Genomic DNA, 25,757 nt, shown 5'->3' on the forward strand with positions numbered 1-25,757 from the left:
AGTATCACACCGTAAGAAGCGTGATCAAATTCGGCTTAATGCAATCAGAAAGCGGCGTGGTTTACGAATTCGAAACAAAAAAGAAACGGCCCGCCGATTGGCAGGCCGTTTCGAGAATTGGATAATCCTGAAAACTTACACAGCTTCCGAGATGAATTTCACGGCGTCGCCGAAGGTCTGAATGGTCTCGGCAGCGTCATCCGGGATCTCGATACCGAACTCTTCTTCAAAAGCCATGACCAGTTCAACGGTGTCCAGGCTGTCAGCGCCAAGGTCGTCGATGAACGAGGCCGATTCCGTGACCTTGTCCTCTTCCACACCCAGGTGCTCAACAACGATTTTTTTCACGCGATCTGCGACGTCGCTCATGATAAATCCTCACGTTTTTTCAGGCACATGGCCTTTTTCGATAGACCCGGGATGGGCCACTTAGTTTTCAGCGTGTTCCGCTAATATCCCCCACCCCGAAAGGTATGTTGGAGAAAAACATGCGCCGCCTATAGCACATCGCATTAGATAGGCAAACGCTTTAGACCTTCTATAGGTCAGGTGGACAAGCGCGTCCAGCCCGGCCAATTCCGTTACAACATTGCCATCCCGCCATTTACATGGATTGTGGCCCCCGTGGTATATCCAGCCTCAGACGACGCAAGGTATAGCACCGCCGCTGCAATCTCCTCGGGTGTGCCCATCCGGGCTGCGGGAATTTGCGCATTGATCTTGTCTTTCTGATCATCCGTCAGCTTGTCTGTCATCGCCGTTGCGATAAAACCGGGTGCCACGCAATTCGCGGTAATCCCGCGGCTTGCCACTTCGTAGGCTATCGACTTGGTCAGACCAACCATACCCGCCTTTGACGCGGCATAGTTCACCTGCCCCGGATTGCCGGTGGCACCGACGATCGAGCTGATGTTGATGATCCGACCCCAACGCGCCTTCATCATCGGTCGCATGACACCGCGACACAGACGCATGGTCGAGGTCAGATTGACGTTGATGACGCTATCCCATTCCTCATCCGACATACGCATGAAAATCTGATCGCGGGTGATCCCCGCATTGTTCACCAGAATATCGACCGACCCCATCGCTTTGACGGCCTGTTTGGGCAGGGCATCCACGGCGTCCCCGTCCGACAGGTTGCACGGCAACACATGCGCACGCTCACCCAATTCAGCGGCCAGCGCCTCAAGCGGCTCAACCCGCGTACCGGACAACGCCACCGTCGCACCCGCTGCGTGAAGCGCCTTCGCAATAGCACCTCCAATACCGCCAGACGCTCCCGTCACCAACGCATTCTTTTCAGTCAGATCAAACATTTATCATCCCTTCTTCACAACTCGTCCGATCCCATTCCGTTCGAATGGATTGGCAGGAATTTTGACAAGCCTTGGCCCCGCTCAAACCTTCAACGCCTCAGCTGCCGCGGTCACATCGTCGGGTGTGCCAACAGCGCGCGTCTCAATGTCTTTCGCGATGCGCCGGATCATGCCTGACAACGCCTTCCCGGCACCGATTTCCCAGATCTCGGTCACGCCCTGTTCTGCCATCCACGCCACGCTTTCGCGCCAGCGGACCGCGCCCGTGACCTGTTCGACCAGCAGCGACCTGATTGTGGTTGAATCGGATATGGCTCGTGCTCGCACGTTGGACACCAGAGGTACCACAGGCGATTTCATCTCGACATGTGACAATGCCTCGGCCATCGCTTCGGCGGCTGGTTGCATCAAGGCACAATGAAAAGGAGCACTGACAGGCAACAGAACCGCGCGGCGCGCGCCCTTTGCTTTCGCAATTTCGACGGCCCGCTCGACGGCTTCCTTGTGGCCGGACACAACCACCTGTGTCGGATCATTGTCGTTTGCCGCCTGACAGACCTGATCATGGGCAGCTTCCAGCGCCACCGCCTCCGCCGTCTCGAAATCCAGCCCCAACAGCGCCGCCATAGCCCCGACCCCTACGGGAACAGCCTCCTGCATCGCTTTGCCGCGCGCGCGCAGCAAGCGGGCCGCATCTGCAATCGAAAAAGTTCCAGCCGCAGCCAGGGCCGAGTATTCGCCCAGCGAATGGCCTGCCACATAGGATGCTGCTTCGACCGTCACACCTTCGGCCTCGAGCGCCCGCATCGCCGCCAGGGACGTTGCCATCAACGCGGGTTGGGCGTTCTGCGTCAACGTCAAAGCGTCTTGTTCGCCCTCCCATATCAGCGTCGAGAGCTTCTCACCAAGTGCCTCGTCAACCTCGTCAAACACGGCTTTTGCTGATGGGTATGCATCAGCAAGGGCTTTGCCCATCCCGACGCTCTGGGCCCCCTGCCCGGGAAATACAAATGCACGGCTCATGGGCACTCCTGTTGCTATACCTTTACCAATGGGCATAGCGCGCAGGGGCGTTTGGCGCAATCCGCTTTGCCAGAAATGAAAATCGGCGCGCGCCAATCAAGACAAGCACCGATCAATTCAATGTTGAGACTGGGCTGGTTCAGGGAGCAGATACCCGCGCCAGCGATATCGCGTTACCCGTAACCCGCGAAATCCGGCGGTTCTTTGGGTCGCGTCTGCGACGTTCGCCGGTCAGATCTGTCACCAGCCGCGCTTGTATCGGTTCCAGCGCCGCCTCGGTTCCCTCGATCACCTCGTAAGCGTCCATGCCGCTGCCGATCCGTGCATAAAGTGCCGCGTTGCAAGGGTCATCATTGGTGCGAAGGATTAGAAACGACCCGATATCACTGAAGGGAATACGCGTTTCCTGCCGAAACCGGTTCAAGCCGTCCCGGTGCCCGATCCGCAATTCACAACCATCAAGGTCGACCTGCGCTTCAACCTGTCGCGCATCGCGGCCATACCAGAACAGCATCCATCCCACCACGAACAACAGGCCGGTCAGACCCAGCTTCATCGCCATGATCAATGGGTCGGCAAAAGCGTTGGCCGAGAACGACCAAACGCCCGCAATAATCAGAAGCAGGACCAGACCGACAAACCGGCCCACCGCATGCGTGATCCGCAACAAACCCGCCTCTGCACCGACGGCGCTTAGCCTATACCCCCACGGGGTCTGAACAAGTGCCGGCCCCCCACGATCCTGAGGGATCGCTTCAGAATGTTTGGTGTTTTGAATATTGCCCTGCATCATTGTGCCGCCCTTTTCAGTTCAATACCACCGGGACCGACAGCGAAATCGCTACTTTTCCCTTGCCTATCTGGCTCTCATGCAACTGTGACGGGATTAGGGCGCATCTCTGGTCTTTCGCGGGCAATCGCAATATCAAGACCTTCGGTCTGCGCACCGCATCGCATATCAAGCAGACCACGGGGAAACGGCCTTGCACCGTTGGCCCAAACCTGTATAAGGCACCGTCCTTTCCGTGTGTTTATGAACCGCGTGGCCTCTCGTGGATGGGGGCGGGAAGGTAAATGCCCCATCCTTTGAAGCGCGCTTGAAAAAGAACTGGAGCTCACATGCCTCTCTACGAGCATGTCTTCATCTCGCGTCAGGACCTGTCCAATACGCAAGCTGAAAACCTCATTGAACATTTTGGCACCGTGCTGGGTGACAACGGCGGTAAAGTCGTTGACAGCGAGTACTGGGGCGTCAAAACGATGGCCTACAAGATCAACAAGAACCGCAAGGGTCACTATGCCTTCCTGCGCACCGATGCACCTGCACCGGCGGTTCAGGAGATGGAGCGCCTGATGCGCCTGCATGACGACGTTATGCGCATTCTGACCATCAAGGTTGACGATCACGCCGAAGGTCCGTCGATCCAAATGCAAAAGCGTGACGAGCGTGGCGACCGCCGCCCCCGTGACCGCTAAGTTCGAAAGGATCTAAACCATGGCAGCCAAACCATTTTTCCGCCGTCGCAAAGTATGCCCCTTCTCGGGCGACAATGCGCCGAAGATCGACTATAAAGACACACGCCTTCTGCAGCGTTACATCTCGGAGCGTGGCAAGATTGTCCCCTCGCGGATCACCGCTGTGTCGGCCAAGAAGCAACGCGAACTGTCGCGCGCCATCAAACGCGCACGCTTCCTCGCCCTGCTTCCCTACGCCGTGAAGTAAGGAGATCTGAACATGCAAGTTATCCTTCTGGAACGTGTGGCCAAGCTGGGTCAGATGGGCGACGTCGTCGACGTCAAGCCGGGCTTTGCCCGCAACTTCCTTCTGCCTCAAGGCAAGGCGCTCAGCGCGTCGCAAGCCAACATCGACAATTTCGAAGCCCAGAAAGCGCAACTGGAAGCGCACAATCTGGAGACCAAGAAAGAAGCCGAAACTCTGGGCGAGAAGCTCGGTGGACAACAGTTCATCGTGATTCGGTCTGCATCGGACGCTGGTGCCCTTTACGGATCCGTCACCCCGCGCGACGCCGCAGATGTCGCCACCGAAGCCGGCTTCACCGTTGACAAGAAACAGGTCGCGCTGAAAGCTCCGATCAAATATCTGGGCCTGCACACCGTTCACGTGATCCTGCACCCCGAAGTCGAGGTCGAGATCGAACTGAACGTCGCCCGCTCGCAAGAAGAAGCCGAGCTGCAAGCGTCGGGCAAGTCGATCCAGGAACTGGCCGCCGAAGCGGAAGCTGAAGCCGATTTCGAGATCGCCGAACTGTTCGACGACATTGGCGCAGCTGCGTCGGAAGACGAAGATCTGGCAGAAGCCGTCGAAGAAGAAGCGGTTGACGCTGAAGAGGCCGAGAAAGAGGACTGATCTCTTTTACAGTCGCATACATGAAAGGCCACCCTCGGTCGGGGGTGGCCTTTTTTATTGACGATCACCAGTAGGTCGTCCGCACGATTAGGATCAACCGGCCATCCAGATCCCCAGCATCCAGACCCCCATGCCCACCATCACCAGGTTCTCGGAAAGAGAAATCGCCCCCAGCGGCACGTTCGATCCTCCGCCCACACAGGCACAAGTCAATTCGCGCTGATCGACATACACGGCTTTGATAACGCTGATCGCGCCAATCACGCCGATGACCATCCCAACCGGCGCCACCAGCCAGATCAGCGCGTTGCCGGTTCCGATCAATGCCATCATGCCAATGCCTGTGTAAAGCTCGGCAAAGGGATATACATAGCCGTATGGCACATAGCGGCGCGCCAACAGATCATAGCCCAGAAATCCGTTCACGAACCCCTCAACGTCGCGCAACTTCTGAATGGCCAGCACCACGATCGACATTGCAAAGAACCACTTGACCCATGTCAGGACGGAAAAGCCTTCATAAAGATTCACGACAATCGCCAGTGCCATCAGAACCGTTGCGGCAAAGATGGCAATGACCGGCTGATATGTAACATCCCCCTCCTCCAAGACGCGATAGCCGAAAAGTCGCTTCAAGTCGGAATAGCCCCCTATCCGCTCGCCATTGATGAAGGCTTGCGGCGTCTCATCGACCTTGTTTTTCTCTTGGAAGGCGTCCACCTCCTTGCGTGTGGTCAACAGGTTGTCGTCAACGACATATCCCTTTCGCTCCAGCAAGGACTTCGCTTTCAACCCGAAGGGGCACAGATGTCCAGGCATTGCCATCCGGTACAGGGTCGCGCGCAAACCTGAACTCTGGCTTTCGGCCTGCGCTGTTTCAGGGTTATTTGTTTCGGCTGCAAGGGTCATACCGGCCTCTCCTCTCCGCGTGTGGATCAGTCAGTTTGTGTCGCGCGCGGTGTTCCCGCAGGGGCATCACCGTTTGCCTCGATATCTTCGATATAGCGCTTCATCTCTTCAATCTCGGCGCGTTGCGCCTCGATAATCGCGTCGGCAAGGGCGCGCACACGGGGGTCAGAAATGTTCGCCCGTTCGCTGGTCAGAACCGCAATCGAGTGGTGCGGGATCATGGCCTTCATCCATGCCACATCCCCGATCGTCGCCTGCGAACGGACGAGGCCCACGCCCAGCAGGAACGCGATTGCCGCGCCGATAAAAATAGCGATATTGGCGGCCCTGTTAGTGTACATACCTACCATGAATGCCAGCATCACGGCCGCCATCACACCGCCCATGTAAAGGGCCATCCACATCCGCGTTTGCGAGAAAAAAACGTGATCCATGGCATAAGTGTTCAGATACATTAGACCGAACATCACAACGGTCGATGTGGCAATCATCGCCAGAAAACGCCCGTATCCACCTTGCATTTCGCTGTTGTTGTCGTGCGATCGACTCGCCTGAGCCGAGCCGCTTGAGGGGTCGCCCAGTGTCGCCTTGATTGATGGTTTCTGATGATCTTTCATCGGTTTCCTCCTTTATGGTCTTGAATGACCAACGCAGGCGCAGGTCATAAGTTCCGAAACTCCGAAGAAAGATCACACAGACCGGACTATTCTGGATCAGCGGCGAGTCGCCGAGCCCGGGTGTTTGCTCTTTGCTGCTTTTGCCAAGCCGCATATAGATTTCGTCATGAAAAAGTATTCCCGTCGCGCCCTCCTCGCCCTCCTGCCCAGTTTTGCCCTAACCGCTTGTTCTGGTCGCGGCGCGTCCGAAACCGAAAAGGTGGCGCGTCGTGGGAATCGTGGTTTTAGCCCACCGCTCTATCCCAACGAAACACCTGAACTGCGCGCCCTGATCAACAAATGGGCCGACCATTATCAGATCCCGCGCGAGCTGGTGCACCGTCAGGCGGTGCGGGAAAGCACGCACCGTCCATGGGCCCGCAACGGCCCCTATTGGGGGCTGTTGCAGATCTTGCCACAGACCGCCCGCACGATGGGGCATCGCGGCCCTGCCAAGGAACTTCTGAACCCGGATGTGAACCTGAAATACGCAGGCAAATACTTGCGCGGCGCCTATATTGTGTCCGGCGGCAGCATCGAAGGCGCCATGAAGTGGTATGCCAAGGGATATTATTACGAGGCCAAACGGCAAGGCGTTCTGGTCGAAACCGGTCTGCGACCGGGTTGAACACGCAGCCAAACAAAGAAAGGCCGCCCCAATCAGAGCGACCTTTCTGGTACAGCGGCAATTCCAGCCTTATTCGTCTTCCAGCGCCTCAACGGCCTTTTGCAGGTCGTCTTTTGACACTTCTCTTTCTTCCACTTCAGCCAATTCAAAGACATAGTCGATGACTTTGTCTTCAAACAAAGGCGCCTGGATTTGCTGGCGCATTTGCGGGTTTTGCTGAACAAACTCAAAGAACTGGCGTTCCTGACCCGGATATTGGCGTGCCTGGTTCATGACTGCCTGCGTCATCTCGGCATCACTGACTTCGATCTCGGCCTTCTGACCCAATTCGGCCAGCAGCAGACCCAGACGCACACGGCGGCCAGCCAGTTTGACATGCTCATCCGTCGGCTCGACCTCGGGGTGGTCGTGGCCTTCCACATCCGGGTTCTCTTCGTGCCACAACTGATGTGCAATCTGCTTGGCTTCCGCATCCAACAGCGACGGCGGCAGATCGAAATCAACCAATTTGTCCAACGCATCCAGCAGGCCACGCTTCATCACGGCGCGCGCGGCACCCGAGAACTCGGCCTCGAGACGTTCGCTGATCTGACCCTTCAGTGCTGCCAGATCCTCGGCTCCGAATTTCTTGGCCAACTCGTCGTCAAGCTCCGCTGCAACAGGTTCCTTGACCTCTTTCACCTTGCATTCAAAAACGGCGTCTTTGCCCGCAAGGTTCTCGGCACCATATTCAGCAGGGAACGAGACTTTGACTTCAACGTCATCGCCCGCTTTCGCGCCGACCAGTTGCTCTTCAAAGCCCGGAATGAACGACGCTGATCCCAGCACCAGCGGGTAATCTTCCGCCGCACCACCGTCAAAGGCTTCGCCGTCAACTTTGCCCAGGAAGTCAATCACAACCTGATCGCCATCCTTGGCTTTTGACCCTTTCTTGCGGTCTTTGAAATCCTGAGCGGTCTCGGCAAGGCTGCCCAGCGCCTCTTCGATATCGGCATCCCCGGCCTTTACCACCAGCTTCTCAAGTTTGATCTTTTTCAGGTCAACTTCGGGGATCTCAGGCAGAGCTTCATAGCTCATCTCGATCTCGACGTCGTCGCCTTCTTTCCAATCTTCATTGGTCATCTTTACGTCAGGCTGCATGGCCGGACGGTCGCCGCTGTCTTCGAAATGCTTGCTCATCGCACCATCGACAGCTTCCTGCATGGCTTCACCCATCAGTCGTTGACCGAACTGCTTTTTCAGCAGCGCCATCGGCACTTTACCCTTACGGAAGCCTTTCATTTCGACTTCGGGCTGCGCTTCAACCAGCTTTTCGTTGACTTTAGCGTCCAGATCAGCGGCCGGAACCACAATCTTATAGCCGCGTTTCAGACCTTCGTTCAGGGTCTCGGTGACCTGCATCATTTCGTCCTTTTCCGTCTTTTGGTGCGGGTGGAGGGACTTGAACCCCCACGCCTCGCGGCGCCAGAACCTAAATCTGGTGCGTCTACCAATTTCGCCACACCCGCAAAAACCGTGGGCAGCCCGCACTGGTTTCGCAGGGGCCGCCCAAATTCGCGCCCTTCTAACACCAGTATAGTCGGGATGCGAGAGGAAAAACGCGCCTGATCACCCCGGATCAGCGGCAAAACGCGCTGTATTGGTCACAGGCGTGCCATGATTGTCCCGACCCCGCCGCCAGAGATCAGAAAACGGATGCTTTTATCAACGACATTGCTAGCGTGCGAAGAATAAGCAGAGCCCGGATACCGGGCCACAGACGAAGGCAGGACGAACATGACACCCAACCCCTTTTCGGGCGGCGTGGTGGCAGGGGATGTGCGCAGCACGCCCTTACCCGCTGGTATTGGCCCCGGCGCATTGGTGCGCACATTCCATGGCGAACGTGTGATCGAAACCCTCGCCCCCGGCGATCGCATCCTGACCGCTGATGGCACCCGCGCACGCCTTGGGTCAGTCAGTTGTCACGTCGTGCCTGCCCATGGCCTGTGCCGCATCTCTCCGAAAGCATTGGCAGAGGGGCGCACGGGGAAATGCGCCGCGCCCATCGTGGTGTCGGATCAGCAGCATATCGTTGTGAAGGGTTGGTTGGCACAGGCAATGTTCGGACGCGACCGGGCGCTCGTTCCGGTTTCCGCGATCATCGACCAAGAATTGGTGCGGCGCATTAACATCAACGCCGAACTGCCGCTGTTCCAGTTGCATTTCGACGAGCCGAAGCTGCTGCGTGTCGGGGGATTGGACCTCCTTGCCACACCCATCAGGCAGCCAGCCCTTGAACCGGCTAAACGCCCAGCTTTCTGAATACGTTCGGCAACATTTCGGACAAGTCTTCGGCGATCAGACCCGGACCAAATTCCAGCGCGCATTCGACATGCATCCAAGCGGCGGTTTCGGCGGCTTGTATCGGCTTAAAACCGCGCGCAAGCAGCCCCGTGACAAAGCCCGCCAGCACGTCGCCAGTCCCAGCACTAGCGAGCCAGGGCGCTGACCGCTCATACGCGGCCGAGTTGATCGAACACCGCCCATCCGGCGCTGCAATCACTGTATCCGGCCCTTTGAACAGCACCACGCACCCTGCCCGCGCGGCGGCCTCTCGCGTCGCGTCCACTTTGGAATATGCCGGACCTTGGGTGGCTGGGGCGTTCAGCTTTTCGGCAATGTCTGGGAAAAGCCGCGCGAACTCGCCCGCATGGGGCGTCAGCACACAGTTTTCGTGCAGCATGTCGAACAGTCCGGCGGGATTGTCCGCAAAAGCCGTCAACGCATCTGCATCCAGCACCGTCGCCCGCTCGGCCGCCAGCGCCACCGGCACCAACTCCCGCGCCCGTTCCTGCCCCAATCCGGGACCAAGGCACAATGCGTTGAACCGTTCGTCCGCCAAAACGGTTTCAAGTGTCGGAGCATCACCGACCGGAGACAACATAATCGCATCCAACCGCGCCGCGTTTTCCTGAAGCGCGCCGGGCGTGGGGGCGACAGTGACAAGCCCTGCCCCAATGCGCAAAGCGCCGCGCGCCGCAAGACGTGCCGCGCCGCCTTTGCCCGATTGTCCTGAGAGGATGAGAGCATGGCCGTGGGTGTATTTGTGGCTTTGCGCTCCCCTCCTCTTATCAAGATCGTTTCCGGGCCATGCACGTTTGGATCGACCCTTTGGAACGTCGAAATCCAGCAAGCGTACCACGTCATTCGAATGCGGCCAGAGCAAGTGCGCCGGATGGCGATCCTCTTTGCCCAATCCGATGTCACATACCACCACTTTTCGACTGACATCCGACAGAACATGCCCCAGCCTGCGACGATGAAACGAAATTGTCAGATCAGGGAGAAGAAGCCGCATTGACGCGTCATTCTGCCACCACTCCCAGTAACTCTCCCAATCCTCTTCATCGTCTGCGTCCCCGCTGAACTCGGGTAAAAGGAACTTGCCGCTATCGGTATCCAGCCCAGAAGGGGTGTCTATCGCAACCCGATGGTAAGGCACCAGCCAGGGATGCCTATCGCCAACATCTCTTTTTTCAATCGCGTGAAATGCAAGCGCGCAATCAAGAGGAATCGCACGTGTAAGGCCCGTCCCGAACATTGCATCAATCAGCAACGTTGGCCGCGGCCCGGAAGTAACCGCATCGACTTCTAATTTCTTCACTGCCCCCATCGAGCACCAAACGTCGTAATTTGTCCGTGCATCAGGCGGCAATTTATCCGGGTCGCCAAACAGAAACACCTCGACGTCCCAACCTTTGTCCAAAAGCCGACGCGCCACAACAAACCCGTCACCGCCATTGTTCCCCGGCCCGCACAACACAACGGCCCGCCGTCTCGCCGCCCGTGTTTCTCGTGGCCCCAAATATCCCGGGGAGCCCGAGGGGCTGGCCCCTCGGTTCGGCTTTGCCAGCTCCGGCCATTCCTCAAAAATCGCCTCGACCACACCCCTGCCCGCGCGCTCCATCAGTTCAAGCCCGGTCACGTCGCCTGAGTCGATTGCGGCTTGCTCGATGGCCCTCATCTGGGCCGCTGTCAGCAATTCAGTCATGGATCGCCCTTCATCACTTGCCTAAATCCTATACCATCTGCCTAAATTTTGTGCATCTGCCCGGTATTTGGCCACCACGCCCCCCTTGGCATCAGCCTAGCCAATTGTCGCGCCCATGCGAAAGTGGTCTTTGGGTCGCAACGCGAGCAACCACATGAGGGATGCAGATGAAAAAGATCGAAGCCATCATCAAGCCGTTCAAGCTGGATGAAGTCAAAGAAGCGCTTCAGGACATCGGGGTGCAGGGCCTGTCGGTCATCGAGGTAAAGGGGTTTGGCCGTCAGAAAGGCCATACCGAGCTTTATCGCGGGGCAGAATATGTCGTGGACTTCCTGCCTAAAGTGAAAATCGAAGTCGTGCTGCCCGCGGATCAGGTGGACGAGGCCATCGAGGCCATCGTTGAAGCAGCCAAGACAGACAAAATCGGTGACGGCAAGATTTTCGTCACCCCCGTCGAACAAGCGATCCGCATCCGAACCGGTGAATCCGGCCACGACGCGATCTGACCTAACACCACATAAGATTCGAACCAGAGGATAAGTGAAATGAGCGTTAAAGACGTACTCTCAATGATCAAGGACGACGACATTGCCTATGTCGACATCCGCTTCACCGACGTGCGCGGCAAGTTGCAGCACGTCACCGTGGACTGCGACCTTGTTAACGAAGACTTCCTGGAAGAAGGCTTCATGTTCGACGGCTCGTCCATCGCGGGCTGGAAGTCGATTGAAAATTCGGACATGAAACTGATGCCGGACGTGAACAGCGCTTATGTCGATCCGTTCTATGCCGAAAAAACCCTGTGCCTGCACTGCTCGATCGTTGAACCGGACACAGGCGAGGCCTATGGTCGTGACCCACGCGGAACGGCCGAGAAAGCCGAAGCCTACCTGAAAGCTTCCGGCATCGGTGACGTGGCCTATATGGGTCCCGAAGCTGAGTTCTTTCTGTTTGACGATGTGCGTTTCTCGAACACCATGAACAAAGTGTCGTTTGAAGTGGACGCGGTTGACGCGGCCTGGAACTCGGACACCGAATACGAAATGGGCAACACCGGCCACCGTCCGGGCGTCAAGGGCGGTTATTTCCCCGTGAACCCGATTGATGACGCACAGGACCTGCGGTCCGAAATGCTGACCACGATGAAGCAAATCGGCATGAAGACCGACAAGCATCACCACGAGGTGGCGTCGTGCCAACACGAGCTTGGTTTGATTTTCGACAGCCTGACCAAACAGGCCGATGAGCTTCAGAAATACAAATATGTGATCCACAACGTGGCGCACGCTTATGGCAAGACGGCGACCTTCATGCCGAAGCCCATCGCAGGTGATAACGGCACCGGGATGCACGTCAACATGTCGATCTGGAAAGACGGCAAGCCTCTGTTTGCCGGCGACAAATATGCCGATCTTAGCCAGGAAGCGATCTGGTTCATCGGCGGCATCCTGAAGCACGCCAAAACCCTGAACGCCTTTACCAACCCGTCGACCAACAGCTACAAGCGCCTGATCCCCGGCTTTGAAGCACCTGTTCTGCGTGCCTATTCGGCTCGCAACCGGTCGGGTTGTGTCCGTATTCCGTGGACCGAAAGCCCGAAGGCCAAGCGCGTCGAAGCCCGTTTCCCCGATCCTGCCGCGAACCCCTATCTGGCATTTGCTGCCCTTCTTATGGCCGGTCTTGACGGCATCAAGAACAAGATCGACCCGGGTCCCGCGCAGGACAAGAACCTGTATGATCTGCCTGCGGAAGAACTGGAAGGCATTGACACGGTTTGCGCATCCTTGCGTGAAGCACTGGACAGTCTGAAAGCCGACCACGACTTCCTGCTGGCTGGTGACGTATTTACCAAGGACCAGATTGAAGGCTACCTGGACCTGAAATGGGAAGAGGTGTACGCCTACGAACACACACCGCACCCGATCGAGTATCAGCTGTATTACAGCTGCTGATACAGATGCAGAACAAAAAGGAAAGGGCGCCGAGATCGGCGCCCTTTTCCGTTACCTGACGGTGGTTATCAAAAGCGCTGGCCGAGGCAGCGACCTGTCCCGCTCGACATCCCGCTTTCGTCGTTAACCGGCGCGATATGCTTTCAGCTGTTCAGCACCTTTACCGATACAAATGCGATCAGCTTCCCGCTGGCTCATGCTTTCAGGCTTGGCAATCGCCTCATCCCACTGCACGCGATCGGGGGTGTATAATTGGCACGTCACTTTCCCCTTCGGCGTGTTCACCTCAACAGGTGTGCTTTCATAGCTGGCGCGCACGCAGCCTGACAACACGACTGCCGCACCTAAAACCACCAGACCAGTCCGGATCATTTCCTCAACCTTTCAAACCAAGTTACCGACCAAAGAAGCCGCCACATGTTGCAGCCTCCGCTATTCATATTGATCAACGATTAAAGTCCACCCAAGCGATAGCCAAAAGCTGCTGTTTTTCAAGCCAAATTGCGGAATCACGGTCTAAAAGGCAGATTTTCGCACCGAATGATGGCATCCGTCACGCTCACTCAACCGATCAGAGATCAAGCGCCATTGTCTCGCCAGATCTTTGTCAGCTTATCGTCGAATGTCTTAATAAGTTTCTGCTCAAGAATCACCTTCCGGTCGTCGAACCACATAGGTATGGATCGAAAATATCACCGCGTCGGTCATTGGAAGCCGTCGCATCCCCTGACGTTCGACCCTGATCCATTTTGGGCCGTTCTGCGATGTTTGGCGCCGGTCATCCTCGCGTCGGGGCTGATGCAGTTCGGGATCATCATAGGTCAGGCAATTTGCGCGCCACATCGGGCGCTCGACCTGTATGCCATCAAACAACCGTTGCACACGCTTTGCGATGTCAGGTGTGTAATCCGCGACCGGCTTGTGAATGCGGACCAACGGTTTCATGTATTTCTCGTCCAGTGACCAACTGGCGGGGAAACAAAGAATGGCGGCGGTCAACACATGCTCGTCACCCTGCTTCTGCATCACGACAAGGTCTTCCTGAACCAATTGTCCGCAGGTTAGCAACGGGGCGGTATGGTCGATCTGAACAACGCGCCCATCGGGGCAGGTCACGGTGCGATCACCGACCACAAAGCCGGTAGAGGCGACAAGTTCGCGCAGGACCAGATCGAGCAGTTCGCCCGCCGCTGGTCGTGCGGCTTCGCTCAGCTTGTGGACGATGTCAGGCCTGTTTTTGATCAGGGCGACCCGGTGGGCCATTTGCGCAGTGTAAGCATCGTCCTGCACCAACCATTCGCCCGGCGTAATCGGCTGCAAGCCCGGAAGTCGCTTCAGGCGATCGTCTTCCCAGGGGCGTATCGGCAGGTCGGCTTGGCAGATTTCAACCATTAAGAAACTCCGAACGATACTGATGCCAACACTCCGCCGACCCCGCGCGAATGGCAAGAGACGACCTGGCTATGTTCCAAATGGCAATGCGAAGCGCGCAAACAGGCCAAAATGATCGGATCCCAACCGGTCAATACGTTGCACGCTGCCATCCCCACCACTGATCAGCACGTGATCAATCGGCACACGCATCCAGCCTTTCATCTTTGTCAGGGTCACATGCGGCGGCCCGATCCGTTCTGTATTGCTGATCTTGGTCAGACGGCTCATGGCAAAACTCCAAGGAACCATATTGAAGTCGCCACCGATCACCAGCGGCGCTCCCGTCTCGTCACTTCCAAGCCTTTCCAGAATCGGGGACAGCCGCGCAATATGGGCTGGTTGGCTTTTCGGCCATGGCCAATGCAGATGTATCGACACAACCCAGACAGGGCCTTTTGGGGTCGTCACTTTCATCGCCGCCAACCCGTCCGCTTCGGCACAAAACCCTGACCCCGGCACCATGGGCCAACGCGATGCCACGGCGACCCCGCCAACGGTTGCAAATGGACAAAACTGACGCGCCTGATACGTGGCGTCCAGCGGGTCAAACACCGCCATATTGGCGCCGCTTACCTCTTGCAGCGTCACGAAATCGGGGCGACGCGCCAATATATCCGCCGACAAAAGCCCTGGATCCTCCACCCGAAACCGCATGTTCTTTTGATAAAGGCTAAACCCGGTGCCACCTGACGCACTTAGCGCACCGCTCATCCAGAAGATCGGGCCGAATGCGACGCCTGCCGCCGCGATGCCCAGCGCCGCCCATTTCCGCGCCCTCGCGATCCACAAAAGGATCGCCAGCAGCAAAATCACCAGCGCGATCTGAGGACGGAAAACCGCAAGACTATCACCCGCCGGATGATATTGGCCCAAATAGCCAGCGCCCAGCGCAATAAGTGCCAGCAATAGCAGGTTTCTCAAACCGCGTTTAATCATGCGCCCCTGTTTCCCAGATCAACTTCGAAAGGAACATTCAATCACCACTGCGTGAGCAATGCTCCGCTGATCTTGTGAGCTAAGCGTTGGATGACCAATCTGCAAGCACGCATCAAGGGGAGTTGCCAATGACCACCGAGAAATTCACGTTCACCGGCCACGGCGGGCACGCACTGGCCGCGCGGCTTGATATGCCCGACGGGCCACATTTGGCAACGGCCTTGTTTGCCCATTGCTTCACATGCAGCAAAGATATTATTGCCGCTCGTCGCATCGCGGCCCGGTTGGCAGGGCTTGGGATCGCCGTGCTGCGGTTCGATTTCACTGGGTTAGGTCATTCCGAAGGCGAGTTCGAGAACACCCATTTCTCGTCCAATGTCGAAGATATCGTGCAGGCCGCGAAGGCCCTGAACAAGCGCGGCATGTCACCCACCCTGCTGATCGGACACTCGCTGGGCGGAGCAGCCATCCTCAAAGCCGCCAGCCTGTTGCCTGACACCAAAGCGGTCGTGACCATCGGTGCCCCGGCCGATCCTGCCCATGTGATCGAGAGCTTCCGCGAAGATCTGCCCCGCATTCGCGCCGAAGGCAGCGCCGAGGTGTCGCTGGGCGGTCGGTCCTTCCGGGTCAGCGAGGATTTCATCGAAGATGTGAACGCCAGCAAGTTGGAAACGATCCTGAACAAGCTGAAACCCGCCCTTTTGGTGCTGCACGCCCCGCGGGACGAGGTGGTTTCGATTGACAACGCCGCCCGCATCTTCATGGCTGCAAAACATCCGAAAAGCTTCGTGACACTGGACGACGCCGATCACCTGATCTCACGCCCGGACGACGCCGAATACGTGGCCGAAGTCATCGCGACATGGGCGGCAAGATATGTCGAACTGACCCCGCCCGCGCCACCGCCCGGTGCCCCTGAGGGCATTGTGCGCGCCAGCGAAGCAGACCCACGAGGGTTTTTGCAAGACATCCAGTCCGGGCCGTCCCACCACACATTTGCGGATGAACCACTGGCTTATGGTGGCACCAACAAGGGCATGTCGCCCTATGGGTTTCTGTCGGCGGGGTTGGCGGCCTGCACCGCGATGACCATCCGCATGTATGCCCGACGCAAGGGCTGGCCATTGGATCATGTGTACGTGGATGTCAGCCATGACAAGGTGCACGCGCAGGATGCCGAGACCGGCACCCGCGACCGGGTCGATAAGTTCCAACGCGAAATTTGCCTTGAGGGCGATCTGGATGCCGATCAAAAGGCCCGCCTGCTGGAGATTGCCGACCGCTGCCCGGTGCACCGCACGCTGGAAGGGTCCAGCAAGGTTGTGACCAAATTGATCGACTGATCCCGGTTTTCGCGCGGTTCTTGACAACACTCGGCGGGGAAATATGCGCAGGGTCAGACCGGATCGGCTTTTGGCCTTGACCTGCGCCACCCACAGGTCAAAAACCCCCACATGAGCACAGGCAGACTTACCATTGATCTGGACGCCGTGACCGCCAACTGGCGGGCGCTGGACGCAAAATCCGACCCCGAGGTTCAAACCGCCGCGGTGGTCAAGGCTGACGCCTATGGGCTGGGTGTGGGAAAGGTGGCGCGGGCCTTGGCTGCCGCTGGGGCGCGACGCTTTTTTGTCGCCGTGGCTGAAGAAGGCGCAGCCTTGCGCGAAGCGCTTGGCCCTGGACCCGAGATCAGCATCTTCGCCGGGCACATGGCTGGCGACACCGACATGATTCATGATCTGGGTCTTGTTCCCATGCTCAATTCAGTCGACCAACTGACACGTCATTTCGAAGCCCTGCCCGGCCACCCGTTCGGCATCCAGCTTGACACCGGTATGAACCGTTTGGGGATGGAACCGCCCGAATGGGCTGCCCTGCGCGATCTGATTGTGGCGCAGAGCCCGCGCCTGATCATGAGCCATCTGGCCTGCGCCGACGAACCAACCCACCTTATGAACCGCCAACAGCTTGACACATTCCATGAAATGACCGAGGGCGTGGACGTGCCGCGCAGCCTGTCCGCGACGGGTGGCATCCTGATGGGGTCGGATTATCATTTCGATCTGACACGGCCCGGCATCGGCCTTTATGGCGGCCTGCCCTTCGACAACGCCGAACCCGTTGTGACGCTTGATCTTCCGGTCGTGCAGATCCGCGATCTGGTAGCCGGCGAAAGCGTCGGCTATTCAAATACCTGGGTCGCTGAACAAGCAACACGCGTTGCGACCGTAAGCGGCGGTTATGCGGATGGGATCACACGCCACATCTCGAACAAGGCGGTGTTGTTTCATCAGGACACGCCCTGCCCGATCCTGGGCCGCGTGTCGATGGACCTGATCACCGTGGATGTCAGCCACTTGAAGGAAGAGCCCAAAGCACTAACCCTTTTGGGCGCACACCAGACCCCGGACGATTTGGCTGACGTGGGCGGAACGATCGGCTATGAAGTGCTGACACAGCTTGGCGCGCGCTATGCGCGATACTATGCACGAGGTCGCGGATGAAGCCGATCACATACCCTCTGGCGGCTCTTGGCCGTGCCACGCTGGGTTTTCTGGCTATGGTGGGTCGTGTGGCGATCTTCGCTGGTCAGTCACTCAGCCATATCGTGCGCCCACCTTTCTATCCGCGCGAATTTCTGAACGCGCTTTTGAACATAGGCTATTTCAGCCTGCCGGTGGTGGGCCTGACCGCGATCTTCACCGGCGCGGCGCTCGCCCTGCAAATCTATTCCGGCGGGCAACGGTTTTCCGCCGAGGCCGTGGTGCCGCAGATCGTCGCCATTGGCATGGTGCGCGAACTTGGGCCGGTGTTGGTCGGCCTGATGATTGCCGCCCGTGTTACCTCATCCATCGCCGCCGAGATCGCGACGATGAAAGTGACCGAGCAGATTGACGCGCTTGTCACCCTGTCCACACATCCGATGAAATACCTGACCGCGCCGCGCGTGCTGGCCGCGATCCTTGTTGTGCCTATGCTTGTGGGGATCGGCGATATTATCGGCATCATGGGCGGCTATATCGTCGGCACCAAGCAGCTTGGGTTCGCGCCGGGCGCCTATATCAACAACACGTGGAACTTCCTTGAAACCGCTGACATCGTGTCGTCCCTTGTGAAAGGCGCGGTTTTCGGGTTCATTGCCGCTGTGATGGGCTGTTATCACGGAATGAATTCCGGACGCGGTGCACAGGGTGTGGGCCGGGCCACCAAAACCTCGGTCGAGGCGGCCGCGATCCTGATCCTTGCCGCCAACTTCCTTCTCACCAGCTTCTTCTTTACCTCATGATTGAACTGACAGACGTCCATAAGAGCTTCGGCCCCAAACAGGTGCTGGCAGGTGTAAACCTGACCATCCCACGTGGCGAAAGCATGGTGGTGATCGGTGGCTCTGGCACCGGCAAATCGGTGCTTTTGAAATGTGTTCTGGGCCTGATGACGCAGGACAGCGGCACGATCACGCTGGACGGCGAAGACACATTGAAAGCCGAACGCGACGCGTTCCTGGCCCGCTTCGGCATGCTTTTTCAGGGCGGCGCGCTGTTTGACAGCCTGCCGGTCTGGCAAAACGTCGCGTTCCGCCTGCTGCGCGGCTCACTGGCCCGCCCGTGGGACGAAGCACGCGAGATTGCGGTCGAGAAATTGCGCCGCGTCGGCCTGACCCCGGATGTGGCCGACCTGTTCCCCGCCGAGCTGTCCGGCGGCATGCAAAAACGCGTAGGCCTTGCCCGCGCCATCGCCGCCGAGCCTGAAATCATCTTCTTTGACGAACCCACCACCGGCCTTGACCCCATCATGTCCGGCGTCATCAACGACCTGATCCGCGAAATCGTCGTCGAAATGGGCGCCACCGCCATGACCATCACCCACGATATGTCCTCGGTCCGCGTGATCGCCGACAAAGTGGCGATGCTGCACGGGGGAAAGGTGCAGTGGACCGGGCCGGTTTCGGATATGGATGCCTCGGGCGACCCTTACCTGACGCAGTTCATTTCGGGCAGTGCCGAGGGGCCGATCGAGGCGGTGCGTTAAGGAAGAACGCCCGACTCCCCTCTGTCATTCCTTAAAGCTCGCCAAACCGGACGCCGAATCGCCATGCTCAAATACCTGAACCTCGCCCTGCTGATCGTCTTCCCCATCGCGTGGTTCGCTCCCCTTATGCGCGCCGGCATCAACCTGCCGCTCTTTGGTCTCAGGGAAGTCAGCGTGATCTCGGGCCTGCAAGCGCTGTGGGACACGGACGTGATCCTTGCCCTGCTCGTCACCTTCTTCGCGGTCTTTGCGCCGATCATGAAGGTGTTGGGCTTGGCGCTGATCCAGTTCGGCATGATGCGCCGCAAGATGCTGCCCATCTTCAACATCCTCGGCAAACTGGCGATGGCAGACATCTTCCTGATTGCACTTTACATCGTGATCGTGAAGGGCGTCGGCATGGCGAAGATCGAGACCGGATGGGGCCTTTATCTGTTCACCGCCTGCATCCTGACCTCCATCGCGATCAGCTTCGCAACGGGCAAACGCCAGAGGGCCTGAAACACCTCCTCGTCGCCTCTTGCACCCCCCAGCAGCGTCAGGCAAAAAGCCCCATGGCAAAAGCTCAGAAAACCTTCACTTGCAACGCCTGCGGCGCGTCCTCTTCCAAATGGTCGGGACGGTGCGAAGCCTGTGGGGAGTGGAATTCGATCGTTGAAGAGGTGCCGCTAAGTGCCGGTCCTGCTTCAAAATCCTTGGGCGGCAAGCGTGGCTCGGCGATCAAACTGACAGACCTGTCCACCGAAGAAGCCCCGCCGCCCCGCACCGAATGCGGCATGGCCGAGCTTGACCGCGTGCTGGGCGGCGGCCTGGTGCCCGGATCGGCCATTCTGGTCGGCGGCGACCCCGGCATCGGCAAATCGACCTTGCTTCTGCAAGCCGCTGCGAAATTTGCACGTGCTGGCCTGCCGACGATCTATGTCTCGGGCGAAGAAGCCTCGGCCCAGGTGCGAATGCGTGCGCAACGTCTGGGGCTGACCGATGCCCCGGTAAGGCTGGCCGCCGAAACCAATCTGCGCGACATCATGACGACGCTGGACACCGAGCGCCCGGCGCTCGCGATCATCGATTCCATCCAGACCATGTGGGCCGATCATGTGGACAGCGCGCCGGGATCGGTCAGTCAAGTGCGCACCGCCGCGCATGAGCTGACCACATTCGCCAAGAAACGCGGCATTTCGGTCGTTCTGGTTGGCCATGTCACAAAGGACGGCCAGATCGCAGGCCCTCGCGTGGTCGAACACATGGTTGACACGGTGCTGTATTTCGAAGGCGAACGCGGCCACCAGTTCCGCATCCTGCGCGCCGTCAAGAATCGCTTCGGCCCGGCAGATGAGATCGGCGTGTTCGAGATGACCGGCAAAGGCCTGGCCGAAGTGCTCAACCCGTCGGCTCTGTTCCTGTCCGACCGCGAAGACCCTGCCCCCGGCTCGGTGGTTTTCGCAGGCATCGAAGGCACGCGGCCCGTACTGGTCGAATTTCAGGCGCTTGTCGCACCCTCCTCCCTCAGCCAACCGCGCCGGTCGGTTTTGGGTTGGGACAGCGGGCGTCTGGCGATGATCCTGGCGGTTCTGGAAGCCCGTTGCGGCATCCCGTTCGCAGGGCTGGACGTCTATCTTAACGTCGCAGGCGGCATGAAGATTTCCGAACCGGCTGCCGACCTTGCTGTGGCGGCGGCGCTACTTTCCGCGCGCGAGGACGCCGCAATCCCGAAAGAGACTGTGGTTTTCGGGGAAATCAGTTTATCAGGGGCGTTGCGCCCCGTGGGACAGACCGAAAACCGGTTGAAAGAAGCGCAAAAACTTGGTTTTACAGCCGCAATTGCGCCCACACGCAGCAAGACAGGCTCGGGGTCCGGGCTGAAGATTCAGAAAATGGCGGACCTGACCGGGTTCGTTGGTGAGATTTTCGGGGCCGGTTAGCCCCACAGACAGGGACGGTCGCAAGCAGTGCTTGAGCCGAAGTGAGACGACATGGAAGGCTTTACCTTGATTGACGGGATCGTTGCGGCGGTCATCCTGATTTCGGCCATTCTGGCCTATTCGCGCGGGTTTGTGCGCGAAGGCATGTCCATCCTCGGGTGGATCGCGGCCGCCATTCTGGCCTATATATTTGCGCCGCGCGCCTTGCCGCTGGTCAAGGAAATCCCGGTTCTGAAAGACTTCATCGCTGACAGTTGCGAACTGTCGATGATCGCGGCGTTTGCAGGGGTCTTTGCACTGGCGCTGGTGATCGTGTCGATCTTCACGCCGCTCTTCTCCTCTGCCGTGCAACGTTCCGCACTTGGGGGCTTGGATCAGGCACTTGGCTTCATTTTCGGCGTGGCGCGCGGCTTGCTTCTGGTTGCCATTGCGCTGGTTGTCTATGACCGCATCGTGACCACGGACACGATTGCCATGGTCGATGACAGCCGCACCGCGAAAATCTTTGCCCGCACGCAGGACAAGATCAACGAACAGATCCCCGAGGACGCGCCCGGTTGGATCGTCGGCAAATACGAAGAACTTGTGGGCGCGTGTTCGTCAACGTCGCTTTGAGCGGATAGATGTAGATGGTCGCAAAAGCGGCCAGCACCTTTGCTGCTAATCTGACAAGAACCTCATGATATGCTCTAACGCGCGCGCCCATTCAGGGTCACGTGGCAGCGGAATATGATTTGCACTGTCCAGTATCATCATCTGGCTGACGGGAATGTGCGCCGCGATGTCCTGAGCTTCGGATAATGGATTCACGGCATCCTTTTGTGCATGGACAATCAAGACGGGCGCATCGACAAGGCTCGCCAGTTTTGTGACATCGAACGAAGCGATTGCACGTCGATAAGCAACCGCCATTTCGGCACTGGCCGACGCAAACTGGATCTCCGCCAAGCTCTCGCGTTCCACGCGTGTCGATTCAGGCATATAGAACGCATAGAATGATTGCATGAATGGACTGCCTGGATCTCCCCAGCCATTGTGAAGCAGCGCAAGAAAGGCATCTGTCATGGATGGTGCGCTGTCTCTGCGCCGATCAGCACCTCGCAAGAAACCCGACAAAAGCACCATTCGCCGCACCCGTTCTGGATAGCGGACAGCAAAAGCGATCGAGACCGGCACATTTTGCGACGCGGCAACAATGTCGACCTGTTGCTCGCCGCTGGCGTGAAGAACCGCAAGCATGTCTTCGACAAAGCGGTCAAGGCTCAGGTCACTTACACTGCGGGTCGAAAGCCCCGTGCCACGCACATCATATCGCAGCAATCGCCGCCCCTGATTTAAGTGGGCCAACAGCGGTGCCCAAACATGGTTCTTCAGGTCAAGTTCCAGATGGGTCAACCAATGACCCCCACGTAGCAAAGCGGGTTGCCCATCATGGGAAACCCCCGACGATGCCCACGCCAGACCCGTTCCATCAAGGCTTTTGGTCATGTGAACGTCCTGCTCGATTGCAGGGACATCAAGCTCAACCGTATCCGGTCTGCCGCTGCGCACCGTCTGCGCCAATTGAAATCCGACACCCGTCACCGTTCGAATGACGCTCTGTGCGCGACCATCATCGCCAACAGCCTGCCGCGCGGCATGAACACGGGCACTGATTGCGGAATCCGATACAATCCGCCCGTTCCACACGGCGTCGATGATGGCGTCGCGATCAAGCACCCTGCCCTTGGCAGCTGCCAATGCCACAAGAAGACTAAACACTTGTGGCTCGACATGCACAATACGACCTGCCCGGCGCAGAATTCGCCGTTCAACATCCAGGTCGCAGTCCGAAAAGGCAAGGTGCATGCGTATAGCAGACGTCAGCACAGCGCCAATCTCAAGAAATTTCTGCCGGTCTTTAGAAGTCTCAAGACAATCACAAGCCGCCCTTCAAGCATACCATCGTCTTGCGCGGCAAGATCATTGAAAGGCACACACGAAGAGGAGGCTATGATGGACGAACCCGTCAAACGCATTGCAAACGGCGCAATCGACACAGATCACTACATCCGCAAAGCGCACGAAATTCGGGCAACCGAAACCATTTCGAAGCTTGCCGCGATACGTCGCTGGGCGACATCTTCCATACATCGACGCTCGGACCGATTTCATCGGTCGTATCGCCCCAAGTGGCGCTTTGGCTGAGAAATCCCACCTTGTTCTGTGATAGTTTAATGACAGATCGGCACGCTTAGATTAAGAGGGGGCCAACGCCACGGAATCGGAGCCGCTGCCCATGTCCGACACCTCGTCTGCCGCTGCCAAATCCCTGCCTCCGGCACATCCTTTCGATGATGACAAGCTCAAGGAAGAATGTGGTGTCTTTGGGGTCATTGGACTTGCCGAAGCGGCGAATTTCGTGGCGTTGGGCCTGCACGCGCTGCAACACCGAGGTCAGGAGGCGGGCGGGATTGTCTGCCACGATCCGGAACACGGGTTCAACTCGGCGCGCCGTTTTGGCTATGTCCGCGATAACTTCACCAAGACCAGTGTAATGGAGACGCTGCCCGGCCCACTGGCCATCGGGCATGTGCGTTATTCCACCGCCGGATCGAAAGGCGCCGTGATCCGCGACGTGCAGCCGTTCTTTGGCGAATTTTCGATGGGCGGCGCGGCGATTGCCCATAATGGCAACATCACCAACGCAGATGCGCTTCGCAAGGAATTGATCGAGCGTGGGTCGATCTTTCAAAGTTCGTCGGACAGCGAATGTATCATCCACCTGATGGCGCGGTCCCTGCAACGCAACATCCCCGAACGGATGGAAGACGCGTTGCGGCGTGTCGAAGGCGCGTTTTCCGTCGTCGCCATGACCCGCACCAAGCTGATGGGCGTGCGCGACCCGCATGGGGTGCGCCCGCTGGTGCTGGGCCGTCTAGGTGACGGCTGGGTGCTTAGCTCGGAAAGCTGCGCACTGGATATCATCGGTGCAGAACTGGTGCGCGAAATCGAACCGGGCGAGATGGTCGTCATCTCGGATGGCAAGGTAGAAAGCAGTTTCCCCTTCCGCCCGCGCCCGTCCAAATTCTGCATCTTCGAACATGTCTATTTCTCGCGCCCCGACAGTATCATCGGCGGCAAATCGGTCTATGAGACCCGCCGCCAGATCGGTGTGGAACTGGCCCGCGAAAACCCCGTGGATGCAGATATGGTCTGCCCGGTGCCTGACAGCGGCACGCCTGCGGCCATCGGTTATAGCCAGGAAAGCGGAATTCCCTATGCGATGGGGATCATCCGCAATCAATATATGGGCCGGACCTTTATTGAGCCGACCGAGCAGATCCGCGATATGGGCGTGCGGCTGAAGTTGAACGTCAATCGCGCGCTGATCAAAGGCAAGCGGGTCATTCTGGTCGATGACAGCGTGGTGCGCGGCACAACAACGCGCAAGATCAAGGACATGTTTCTGGATGCGGGCGCAGCCGAAGTGCATTTCCGCATCGCCTCGCCGCCCACAGCATGGCCCTGTTTCTATGGTGTCGATACGCCCGAACGCGAAAAGCTGCTGGCCGCCACGATGAGCGAAGACGAGATGTGCGAGCACCTGAAGGTCGACAGCCTGAAATTCATCTCGCTTGATGGGCTATACCGCGCCGTTGGCGAGGCGACGGGCCGCAAAAAAGACTGCCCGCAATATTGCGACGCCTGCTTCTCGGGGGAATACCCTGTGACACCGTCCGACCAGGTTGAAAAAGGGTTTGAATTGAAGGCGGCAGAGTGACGCGGCACCCGCTTGCACCAGCTTTCAGCTTGCCTCAGCCACAAACGAATGCGAAGACGCGGCCATGACTGACACACAGAAAATCGCCCTTGTCACCGGAGCATCGCGCGGTCTTGGGGCTGCCCTTGCACTTGAACTGTCCAGAACGCACCACGTCGTCGCCGTGGGCCGCACCACAGGTGCGCTTGAGGAACTGGACGACCGGATCAAGGCTCAAGGTGGATCCGCCACGCTGGCCCCCATGGACATCACCAACCGCGACGCGATGGCGCATCTGTGCCGATCAATCCATGACCGGTGGGGTCCGATTGATGTCTGGGCGCATACGGCGATCTATGGTCCCGCTCTGATGCCCACGCCCGATCTGGACGACAAGGGCTGGACACAGGCGCTGAACACCAATGTGGAAGCCACCCGCAACCTGGTCTTCATGGTGAACGCCTTGATGACCGATGACAGCACGGCCTTGTTCTTCGCCGATGATCATGCCGGGCAGAAGTTCTTTGCGGGCTACGGTGCGACCAAGGCCGCCCAAATGGCTTTGGTGCGCAGTTGGGCCGCCGAAAACGCCAAGCTGGGTCCACGGATCGTGATCGCAGAGCCCAAGCCGTTGGCCACCTCGATGCGCGCGCGGTTCTTTCCGGGCGAAGATCGCAGCAAACTTGCCCCGGTCGAAGACGAAGCCAAGCGCATTTTGTCCGAAGCCGGGCTGGCTTAAGCCACCTTCCCGAATATGCACGTCCCAAAGGATGCGCTGCGCTTGCCGCGCGCGCCAAGCTGCCTTA

Annotated in this window: 29 protein-coding genes and 1 tRNA gene; 17 read left to right on the plus strand and 13 right to left on the minus strand. The window is 58.3% G+C overall.

Annotation, left to right across the window (positions count from 1 at the left end):
• Positions 1–135: 135 nt before the first annotated feature.
• From BMY55_RS10490 to BMY55_RS10505, 4 genes are all read right to left on the minus strand, one after another.
• Positions 136–369 carry an acyl carrier protein gene (locus BMY55_RS10490; RefSeq protein WP_091430496.1) on the minus strand — a complete coding sequence of 78 codons (234 nt, stop codon included), beginning with the start codon at positions 367–369 and terminating at the stop codon, positions 136–138.
• A 212-nt stretch (positions 370–581) separates the two neighbouring features.
• The gene (fabG, locus tag BMY55_RS10495) at positions 582–1,319 is read right to left on the minus strand and encodes a 3-oxoacyl-[acyl-carrier-protein] reductase (protein WP_091430497.1); all 738 of its coding nucleotides are present in this window, start codon (positions 1,317–1,319) and stop codon (positions 582–584) included.
• 81 nt (positions 1,320–1,400) lie between these two features.
• On the minus strand, positions 1,401–2,342 hold the full coding sequence (fabD, locus tag BMY55_RS10500; protein WP_091430499.1) for an ACP S-malonyltransferase: 942 nt from the start codon (positions 2,340–2,342) through the stop codon (positions 1,401–1,403).
• Positions 2,343–2,481: 139 nt separating this feature from the next.
• Complete coding sequence (locus BMY55_RS10505; protein ID WP_091430500.1) at positions 2,482–3,135, minus strand: hypothetical protein; 654 nt, start codon at positions 3,133–3,135, stop codon at positions 2,482–2,484.
• A gap of 326 nt (positions 3,136–3,461) precedes the next feature.
• On the opposite strand from BMY55_RS10505, the gene rpsF reads away from it, so the two are divergent.
• Genes rpsF through rplI form a run of 3 tightly spaced genes read left to right on the plus strand, consistent with a single transcriptional unit; the run spans position 3,462 to position 4,710 of the window.
• On the plus strand, positions 3,462–3,818 hold the full coding sequence (gene rpsF, locus BMY55_RS10510) for a 30S ribosomal protein S6 (protein ID WP_091430502.1): 357 nt from the start codon (positions 3,462–3,464) through the stop codon (positions 3,816–3,818).
• Between the two features lie 19 nt (positions 3,819–3,837).
• Entirely contained in the window at positions 3,838–4,065 is a 228-nt protein-coding gene (gene rpsR / locus BMY55_RS10515) for a 30S ribosomal protein S18 (RefSeq protein WP_068246410.1), read from the plus strand.
• A 12-nt stretch (positions 4,066–4,077) separates the two neighbouring features.
• A complete protein-coding gene (gene rplI, locus BMY55_RS10520; RefSeq protein WP_091430503.1) occupies positions 4,078–4,710 on the plus strand; it encodes a 50S ribosomal protein L9 in 633 nt (210 codons plus the stop codon).
• A 93-nt stretch (positions 4,711–4,803) separates the two neighbouring features.
• Here rplI and BMY55_RS10525 read toward each other — a convergent pair whose 3' ends face one another.
• The gene (locus BMY55_RS10525; protein WP_143064327.1) at positions 4,804–5,619 is read right to left on the minus strand and encodes a MauE/DoxX family redox-associated membrane protein; all 816 of its coding nucleotides are present in this window, start codon (positions 5,617–5,619) and stop codon (positions 4,804–4,806) included.
• Between the two features lie 26 nt (positions 5,620–5,645).
• Positions 5,646–6,236 (minus strand): DUF305 domain-containing protein, encoded by a 591-nt coding sequence (locus BMY55_RS10530; RefSeq protein WP_245744715.1) that lies wholly within the window; start codon positions 6,234–6,236, stop codon positions 5,646–5,648.
• A gap of 166 nt (positions 6,237–6,402) precedes the next feature.
• Between BMY55_RS10530 and BMY55_RS10535 the strand changes: the two genes are divergently transcribed.
• Positions 6,403–6,903 (plus strand): transglycosylase SLT domain-containing protein, encoded by a 501-nt coding sequence (locus BMY55_RS10535; protein WP_091430505.1) that lies wholly within the window; start codon positions 6,403–6,405, stop codon positions 6,901–6,903.
• 69 nt (positions 6,904–6,972) lie between these two features.
• Here BMY55_RS10535 and tig read toward each other — a convergent pair whose 3' ends face one another.
• Both tig and BMY55_RS10545 read right to left on the minus strand, forming a co-directional pair.
• Positions 6,973–8,304: a trigger factor gene (tig, locus tag BMY55_RS10540; protein ID WP_091432381.1), complete on the minus strand. Its 1,332-nt coding sequence runs from the start codon at positions 8,302–8,304 to the stop codon at positions 6,973–6,975.
• 22 nt (positions 8,305–8,326) lie between these two features.
• A tRNA-Leu gene (locus BMY55_RS10545) sits at positions 8,327–8,411 on the minus strand.
• Between the two features lie 268 nt (positions 8,412–8,679).
• Between BMY55_RS10545 and BMY55_RS10550 the strand changes: the two genes are divergently transcribed.
• A complete protein-coding gene (locus tag BMY55_RS10550; RefSeq protein WP_091430507.1) occupies positions 8,680–9,207 on the plus strand; it encodes a Hint domain-containing protein in 528 nt (175 codons plus the stop codon).
• Here BMY55_RS10550 and BMY55_RS10555 read toward each other — a convergent pair.
• Positions 9,188–10,936 (minus strand): NAD(P)H-hydrate dehydratase, encoded by a 1,749-nt coding sequence (locus BMY55_RS10555; RefSeq protein WP_091430508.1) that lies wholly within the window; start codon positions 10,934–10,936, stop codon positions 9,188–9,190. The genes BMY55_RS10550 and BMY55_RS10555 overlap by 20 nt on opposite strands.
• A 167-nt stretch (positions 10,937–11,103) precedes the next feature.
• On the opposite strand from BMY55_RS10555, the gene BMY55_RS10560 reads away from it, so the two are divergent.
• Together BMY55_RS10560 and glnA are read left to right on the plus strand one after the other, a co-directional pair.
• The gene (locus tag BMY55_RS10560) at positions 11,104–11,442 is read left to right on the plus strand and encodes a P-II family nitrogen regulator (RefSeq protein WP_091432384.1); all 339 of its coding nucleotides are present in this window, start codon (positions 11,104–11,106) and stop codon (positions 11,440–11,442) included.
• A gap of 39 nt (positions 11,443–11,481) precedes the next feature.
• The gene (gene glnA, locus BMY55_RS10565) at positions 11,482–12,888 is read left to right on the plus strand and encodes a type I glutamate--ammonia ligase (RefSeq protein WP_091430510.1); all 1,407 of its coding nucleotides are present in this window, start codon (positions 11,482–11,484) and stop codon (positions 12,886–12,888) included.
• A 123-nt stretch (positions 12,889–13,011) separates the two neighbouring features.
• On the opposite strand, the gene BMY55_RS10570 is transcribed toward glnA, so the two are convergent.
• The 3 genes from BMY55_RS10570 to BMY55_RS10580 all read right to left on the minus strand — a co-directional run bounded on the left by BMY55_RS10570 (position 13,012) and on the right by BMY55_RS10580 (position 15,258).
• Positions 13,012–13,260, minus strand: coding sequence for a hypothetical protein (locus BMY55_RS10570; protein WP_091430511.1), 249 nt, complete (start codon positions 13,258–13,260; stop codon positions 13,012–13,014).
• Between the two features lie 270 nt (positions 13,261–13,530).
• Positions 13,531–14,280 (minus strand): heme-dependent oxidative N-demethylase family protein, encoded by a 750-nt coding sequence (locus tag BMY55_RS10575; protein ID WP_091430513.1) that lies wholly within the window; start codon positions 14,278–14,280, stop codon positions 13,531–13,533.
• Between the two features lie 69 nt (positions 14,281–14,349).
• The gene (locus tag BMY55_RS10580) at positions 14,350–15,258 is read right to left on the minus strand and encodes an endonuclease/exonuclease/phosphatase family protein (RefSeq protein WP_091430515.1); all 909 of its coding nucleotides are present in this window, start codon (positions 15,256–15,258) and stop codon (positions 14,350–14,352) included.
• Between the two features lie 128 nt (positions 15,259–15,386).
• Here BMY55_RS10580 and BMY55_RS10585 point away from each other — a divergent pair, with 128 nt between their 5' ends.
• The 7 genes from BMY55_RS10585 to BMY55_RS10615 all read left to right on the plus strand — a co-directional run bounded on the left by BMY55_RS10585 (position 15,387) and on the right by BMY55_RS10615 (position 21,824).
• Positions 15,387–16,601, plus strand: coding sequence for a bifunctional alpha/beta hydrolase/OsmC family protein (locus BMY55_RS10585; RefSeq protein ID WP_091430517.1), 1,215 nt, complete (start codon positions 15,387–15,389; stop codon positions 16,599–16,601).
• A gap of 111 nt (positions 16,602–16,712) precedes the next feature.
• Entirely contained in the window at positions 16,713–17,762 is a 1,050-nt protein-coding gene (gene alr / locus BMY55_RS10590) for an alanine racemase (RefSeq protein WP_091430518.1), read from the plus strand.
• A complete protein-coding gene (locus BMY55_RS10595; protein WP_091430520.1) occupies positions 17,759–18,544 on the plus strand; it encodes an MlaE family ABC transporter permease in 786 nt (261 codons plus the stop codon). The genes alr and BMY55_RS10595 overlap by 4 nt, the downstream gene beginning before the upstream one ends.
• Complete coding sequence (locus BMY55_RS10600; RefSeq protein ID WP_091430522.1) at positions 18,541–19,287, plus strand: ABC transporter ATP-binding protein; 747 nt, start codon at positions 18,541–18,543, stop codon at positions 19,285–19,287. Before BMY55_RS10595 ends, BMY55_RS10600 begins: the two co-directional genes overlap by 4 nt.
• Positions 19,288–19,350: 63 nt before the next feature.
• Positions 19,351–19,788 (plus strand): paraquat-inducible protein A, encoded by a 438-nt coding sequence (locus BMY55_RS10605; protein ID WP_091430524.1) that lies wholly within the window; start codon positions 19,351–19,353, stop codon positions 19,786–19,788.
• Between the two features lie 53 nt (positions 19,789–19,841).
• The gene (gene radA / locus BMY55_RS10610) at positions 19,842–21,209 is read left to right on the plus strand and encodes a DNA repair protein RadA (RefSeq protein WP_091430526.1); all 1,368 of its coding nucleotides are present in this window, start codon (positions 19,842–19,844) and stop codon (positions 21,207–21,209) included.
• Positions 21,210–21,260: 51 nt separating this feature from the next.
• Positions 21,261–21,824, plus strand: coding sequence for a CvpA family protein (locus BMY55_RS10615; protein WP_091430527.1), 564 nt, complete (start codon positions 21,261–21,263; stop codon positions 21,822–21,824).
• A gap of 45 nt (positions 21,825–21,869) precedes the next feature.
• On the opposite strand, the gene BMY55_RS10620 is transcribed toward BMY55_RS10615, so the two are convergent.
• Positions 21,870–23,057 (minus strand): alpha/beta fold hydrolase, encoded by a 1,188-nt coding sequence (locus BMY55_RS10620; protein ID WP_091430529.1) that lies wholly within the window; start codon positions 23,055–23,057, stop codon positions 21,870–21,872.
• Between the two features lie 147 nt (positions 23,058–23,204).
• On the opposite strand from BMY55_RS10620, the gene BMY55_RS10625 reads away from it, so the two are divergent.
• From BMY55_RS10625 to BMY55_RS10635, 3 genes are all read left to right on the plus strand, one after another.
• Entirely contained in the window at positions 23,205–23,396 is a 192-nt protein-coding gene (locus BMY55_RS10625; protein WP_143064328.1) for a hypothetical protein, read from the plus strand.
• 91 nt (positions 23,397–23,487) lie between these two features.
• The gene (purF, locus tag BMY55_RS10630; RefSeq protein WP_091430532.1) at positions 23,488–24,972 is read left to right on the plus strand and encodes an amidophosphoribosyltransferase; all 1,485 of its coding nucleotides are present in this window, start codon (positions 23,488–23,490) and stop codon (positions 24,970–24,972) included.
• Positions 24,973–25,036: 64 nt separating this feature from the next.
• Positions 25,037–25,690, plus strand: coding sequence for an SDR family NAD(P)-dependent oxidoreductase (locus BMY55_RS10635; protein WP_091430534.1), 654 nt, complete (start codon positions 25,037–25,039; stop codon positions 25,688–25,690).
• Positions 25,691–25,757 lie beyond the last annotated feature (67 nt).

It is taken from the genome of Aliiroseovarius sediminilitoris (assembly GCF_900109955.1).
Taxonomy (GTDB): Bacteria; Pseudomonadota; Alphaproteobacteria; order Rhodobacterales; family Rhodobacteraceae; genus Aliiroseovarius; species Aliiroseovarius sediminilitoris.